Here is a 4,610-nt window from a genome sequence, read left to right as displayed (position 1 = left end):
CTCCTTCACCCCCGCAAGATCATCGCGTCCAACAGCCACGGTCCTCGCAACTCCCACAGATCGCGGGTGTTGCGAGGACCGTTAGAACCCAAGCAGCCCACGGCACGAAAACGGGCCACCGACTCCGTCAGAGGCCCGTCACGAAACTTCGAGGCTAGGCCCCGCCAATGTTGATCGGCCACGCGCTCTTGCCGTCCTCCTCGACGCGCTGCGGCCCCCCGAACGACGGACGGCTGGTTTCCCGAGCCGCTGCCGGGGCTCGACGGGTGGTTCCGGTTCACCGTGCTGCGGTCCGCGCTCGCCCTGGCCGAAACCTGTCTGCGGAACTGGGGCAGGCAGGACCAGGCCGACCGCGGTCAGGGGCGCCGGGCGAGCTGACGACGGCCGAGCGTGAGGAACTGCGCCGACTACGTCGGCAGAACCGTGAGCAGGCCGAGACGATCGAGGTGCTGCGAAAAGCGGCGGTCTTCTTCGCAAAGGAGAGCGATCGACGACCGTGATCTACGCGTTCATCGAGGCGGAGAAGACCACCCACACCGTTGCCCTGCTGTGCCGGCTGCTGAGAGGCAGCCTGGAAGGATGTTGCAGTGCCCAAGCCGTATCCGAAGGAGTTCCGCGAGGACGTGGGGATTGGCGGCGGCGACATCGTCAAGATCGGTGCCTGGCTCGCGCAGCCTGTACCAAGCACCGCACCGGCCGGCTTCCCAGAGACCGTGCCCGCCTGGTCGTCGCGCTCGTCGACGGCGACTGGACGCCCGAGGCCGCCGCCTATGCCGTCTTGGCCTGGACGCCCGCCTTCAGCGGGGCGTGACCCGGGCTCGTATGCTGCACCAGTCCGCGAACCGTCCGCTGAAGGGAAACCGTTCCGCCGTGTTCTAGCAGACCCCCGTCTACGACCGCCTCGTGGCCGAACGCGGCGACGTCCCTGTCCAGGTCCGCGGTGAAACCGACCGGATACACCGCGACCTGGCCCAGGTACTGCGCCAGGCGTCCACTGTCCGGCCGAGCGCGCCGCAGAACGTCTTCGACCCGAAGATCCCTCCCGCCGCCCTGTAAAGGCTCAGACCCCAGGGCGCCGGTCGTTCCGTGACCCTGGGGGCCTTCGTCGTTGTCCGGGTGCTGCCGCCCCTTCGACCGCAGGTCTGCAGCAGATCCGTGACGCCCTGCCGCCCGCGCCCGACATGTGCTGAGCTGTTCGGGGGTTCTGCATGCCCGCAACAGGGGTGCCGTTACCCTCGTCTGGTGACAGAGCGAAAGTCGGTTCGAATAGCGACTCTTGTCGGCGTCGGCTGAAACGTGGTTCTGGATCACTTTCAGTGCTGGAGCCACGGAGGGTCACCACAACCGCGATCATGGACGGCCGTGGCTGATGTACTCCTCCAGGACCTGTGGTTTCACCAGGTCGAAGATGTTGTGGTCGAAAGTGTCATACCTGACGGCGAGTTGGTGGTCGTGCGGGCCCGCACGGCTGCGGCACGGGCTGCGTGTCCGGCGTGTGGAACGGCGTCGGCCCGGGTGCACAGCCGGTATGTGCGCCGACTTGCCGACAGCGCGGTGGGCGGCCGTCCGGCACTGATCGAGTTACGGGTCCGGCGGTTCCGCTGCTCTCAGCAGAGCTGCTTGCAGGCGACGTTCGTCGAGCAGGTCGACGGACTGACGTTCCGGCACGGCAGACGCAGCGCAGGGCTGCAGACGGTGCTGGAACGGGTGGCGGTGATGCTGGCCGGCTGGGCCGGTTCCCGCCTGGCCCACGCGCTGGCGGCCAAGGTGAGCCGATCGACCCTGTTGCGGCTGATCCGCCGCCTGCAGGACCCAGCCACCTCGACACCGCGGGTACTCGGAATCGACGACTTCGCGCTGCGCAAGGGGCACAACTACGGCACCATCCTGCTCGACATCGAGACTCGCCAGCCCGTCGACCTGCTGCCGGACCGCACCACTGCGACTGTGGCCCGGTGGCTCGCCGGGCATCCCGGCGTCGAGGTGATCTGCAGGGACCGTTCCACCGCCTACGCCGAGGCCGGACGCCTCGGCGCCCCGGACGCGGTGCACGTTGCAGACCGGTGGCACATCTGGTCGAACCTCGCCGAGGCCGTCGAGAAGACCGTCGTCCAGCACCGTGCCCTGCTCCGCGAGCCCCAGGACACCACCCCTGCCGCGGCGACCGAAGCCCTGGAAGAGCTGGGCCTCGGCTTGGCTCCCGCAGGGCCGCGGACCACCGGCCGCCTGTCCGACCGGGTTCGCGAACAGCACCAGGCCGTTCACGCTCTGCTCGAACAAGACATTGCGATGCGAGAAATCGGCCGCCGGCTGGGACTGGCCCGCAACACCGTGCGTCGATACGCACACGCGGCGACTGCCGACGAGCTCTTGGTCGGGCAGTGGACCGGCCGCACCAGCATCCTCGACCCCTACAAGCCCTACCTGCACCAGCGGTGGGCCGAGGGCTGCACTGTCGCCCGCCGCCTGTTCGAGGAAGTACGCGAGCGCGGCTACCCCGGCGGCGAGAACGTCGTGAAGGTCTACGTGGCCAGGCTCCGCGCGGACTTTCCGCCCACCCCGCTCCGCAAGGCTCCGTCCGTGCGGGACGTGACCAGTTGGCTCACCCGCCATCCCGACCGTCTCACCGACGACCAAGCCCAGCAGCTCAAAGCGATCCTGGCTCGCTGCCCCGCCCTCGACCGCACCGCCCACCACGTCCGCGCGTTCGCCGAGTTGATGAACGACCGCCAGGGCAAACACCTCGACCAGTGGATCACCCAGGTCCAGGCCGACGACCTGCCGGCCCTGCACACCTTCGTCACCGGCCTGGGCCAGGACATCGACGCCGTCGTCGCCGGCCTCAGCCTCCGCTACAGCTCCGGAGCCGTCGAGGGCCAGAACAACAAGATCAAGGTGCTGAAACGGCAGATGTTCGGCCGGGCCAACTTCGACCTGCTCCGCAAACGAGTCCTCCTCACCGCGCGAGGCCGTTCATGATCGCGGTTGTGGTGACCCTCCGTGGCTCCAGCACTGAAAGTGATCCAGAACCAGCATTCGGACGTCGTCGAGAACTCTTGTGGCGTTTGCGGCCACTCTGGCGACTGCCTGTTCGGGGCCCGGTGCGGAGCAGACGGCTCCGGCCGTAGCCGCCGCGGCAGCAGCCGGGCCGGATTGCGTGGTGCCGAAGGTGATCGGACATCGTGGCACCCCAGAGGATGAGAACACCCTGAAGGGACTCCGGGATGCCGTGGGCGCCGGTGCGGCGGGCGTGGAGTTCGATGTGTGGTGGACGAGTGACGGTGTGCCGGTCCTCTCTCTCGACTCGACGGTCGACCGCACCACAACGGGGCACGGAGCGATCTCCGACATGACTGCCGCGGAAGTCCGGCTGCTGCGCACCAAGAGGGGGCAGCCCGTTCCCACGCTTGAGGAGGCGCTGCGCTACGTGGCTGAGCAGCGGATGACGGGGATGGTCGAGCTGAAGCCGACACCGACGCCCGCGCAGGTGCGGTCGCTGCTGGCAGCCATCCGTGCTACCGGAACCGCTCAGTATGTCATCGTGCACAGCTTCAATCGGGCAGCGGTCGATGCCGTACGCCAGGCGGCACCCGAGCTTCGCACCGCGCTCACGCACGAGAAGACGGAGATCAGCGGCGCGGAGGCGGCCCGGTACGGCACTTCCTTGAACGTTTCTCGCTTCTTGGCCACTCCGGAGACCGTCGATGACTGGCACGCGGCGGGGCTGCGCGTGTACGTGTGGACGGCGAACTGGGAACCGGCCTGGGAGACGGCGAAGACTGCCGGTGTCGACGCAGTCCTCACTGACCGGATCGCTCCTTATAAGTTGTGGGCTCGTACGGCGTGCAGGGTCGAGCCGACGAGGTCGTAACCCAACGGCAGAGCGCTGACGTATCCCGCCCGCGAACCCGTGGCGGTGCTGCGCACGACGCCGGTCCGGGCAGCGCGGTACCGCGAAGATCGAGGACCGGCAGGCTGCCTCTTGGGCTGTCTTCTTCTGGGCGCCGCGCTGTGGGAGCCTCCGGGGCATGAGCTACGACCTGGCTGTCTGGGAAGGAGAAAGGCGGGCGGATGACAAGACTGGCGGCCGCATTTTCGGCGACCTGCGCGACCGCTATCTCGGCGGCGAGGTTGCGCTGCCTCCGTCGGAACGCATGACGGCCTACGTAGGTGTGTTCCTTGAGCGGTGGTGCGACATCCCCGAGGCGAGGAGGACGCGTCGCCCTGGTCGACGGGCCCGTTGGTCCGTGAGGCCAGCGGTCCGCTGATCTACTTCCCATGCGGTGGAGCCTGGCCGAGGAGGCGTCGGCCCACGCAGCGGCTGTGGCGCAGTCCATGGGGCTGGTCTGCTTCGACGTGCAACGCAGCCAGCTCAGGCCGTGAACGGTGACTCCGATAGGCAGTGGCAGAGGATCGCCGTAGCGGTACGGAGGGATCACGCCACTCGGCTCCAGCTACAGCGAGGGTGCGCCTGCGTCCACACCGAGCGCCTCCCGGTCACCGCCGCCCCGCCCTTGTGAGCGATCATGAAATTCCTCAGGCAGGGCGGGTTCTGCGTCACGTAATTCCCCACCCCTGCGGTCACGTAATTCCCCATGGGGACGACGGAC

Annotated in this window: 4 protein-coding genes; all 4 read left to right on the top strand. The window is 68.1% G+C overall.

Annotated features, from left to right (window positions below; genetic code table 11):
- The first annotated feature begins 496 nt into the window (after positions 1-496).
- The 4 genes from ACFCZF_RS40705 to ACFCZF_RS40690 all read left to right on the top strand — a co-directional run bounded on the left by ACFCZF_RS40705 (position 497) and on the right by ACFCZF_RS40690 (position 3,871).
- Entirely contained in the window at positions 497-811 is a 315-nt protein-coding gene (locus tag ACFCZF_RS40705) for a hypothetical protein (RefSeq protein WP_376675965.1), read from the top strand.
- Between the two features lie 92 nt (positions 812-903).
- Complete coding sequence (locus ACFCZF_RS40700) at positions 904-1,056, top strand: hypothetical protein (RefSeq protein WP_376675964.1); 153 nt, start codon at positions 904-906, stop codon at positions 1,054-1,056.
- A gap of 306 nt (positions 1,057-1,362) precedes the next feature.
- Positions 1,363-2,979, top strand: coding sequence for an ISL3 family transposase (locus ACFCZF_RS40695; protein WP_376675963.1), 1,617 nt, complete (start codon positions 1,363-1,365; stop codon positions 2,977-2,979).
- Between the two features lie 181 nt (positions 2,980-3,160).
- Positions 3,161-3,871 carry a glycerophosphodiester phosphodiesterase gene (locus tag ACFCZF_RS40690; protein ID WP_376675962.1) on the top strand — a complete coding sequence of 237 codons (711 nt, stop codon included), beginning with the start codon at positions 3,161-3,163 and terminating at the stop codon, positions 3,869-3,871.
- The last annotated feature ends 739 nt before the right edge of the window (positions 3,872-4,610 follow it).

The sequence above is a fragment of the Streptomyces sp. NPDC056296 genome, assembly GCF_042268605.1.
Lineage (GTDB): Bacteria > Actinomycetota > Actinomycetes > Streptomycetales > Streptomycetaceae > Streptomyces.
Note: the sequence above shows the minus strand (reverse complement) of the source record. Positions and strands in the feature narration are given on the sequence as shown.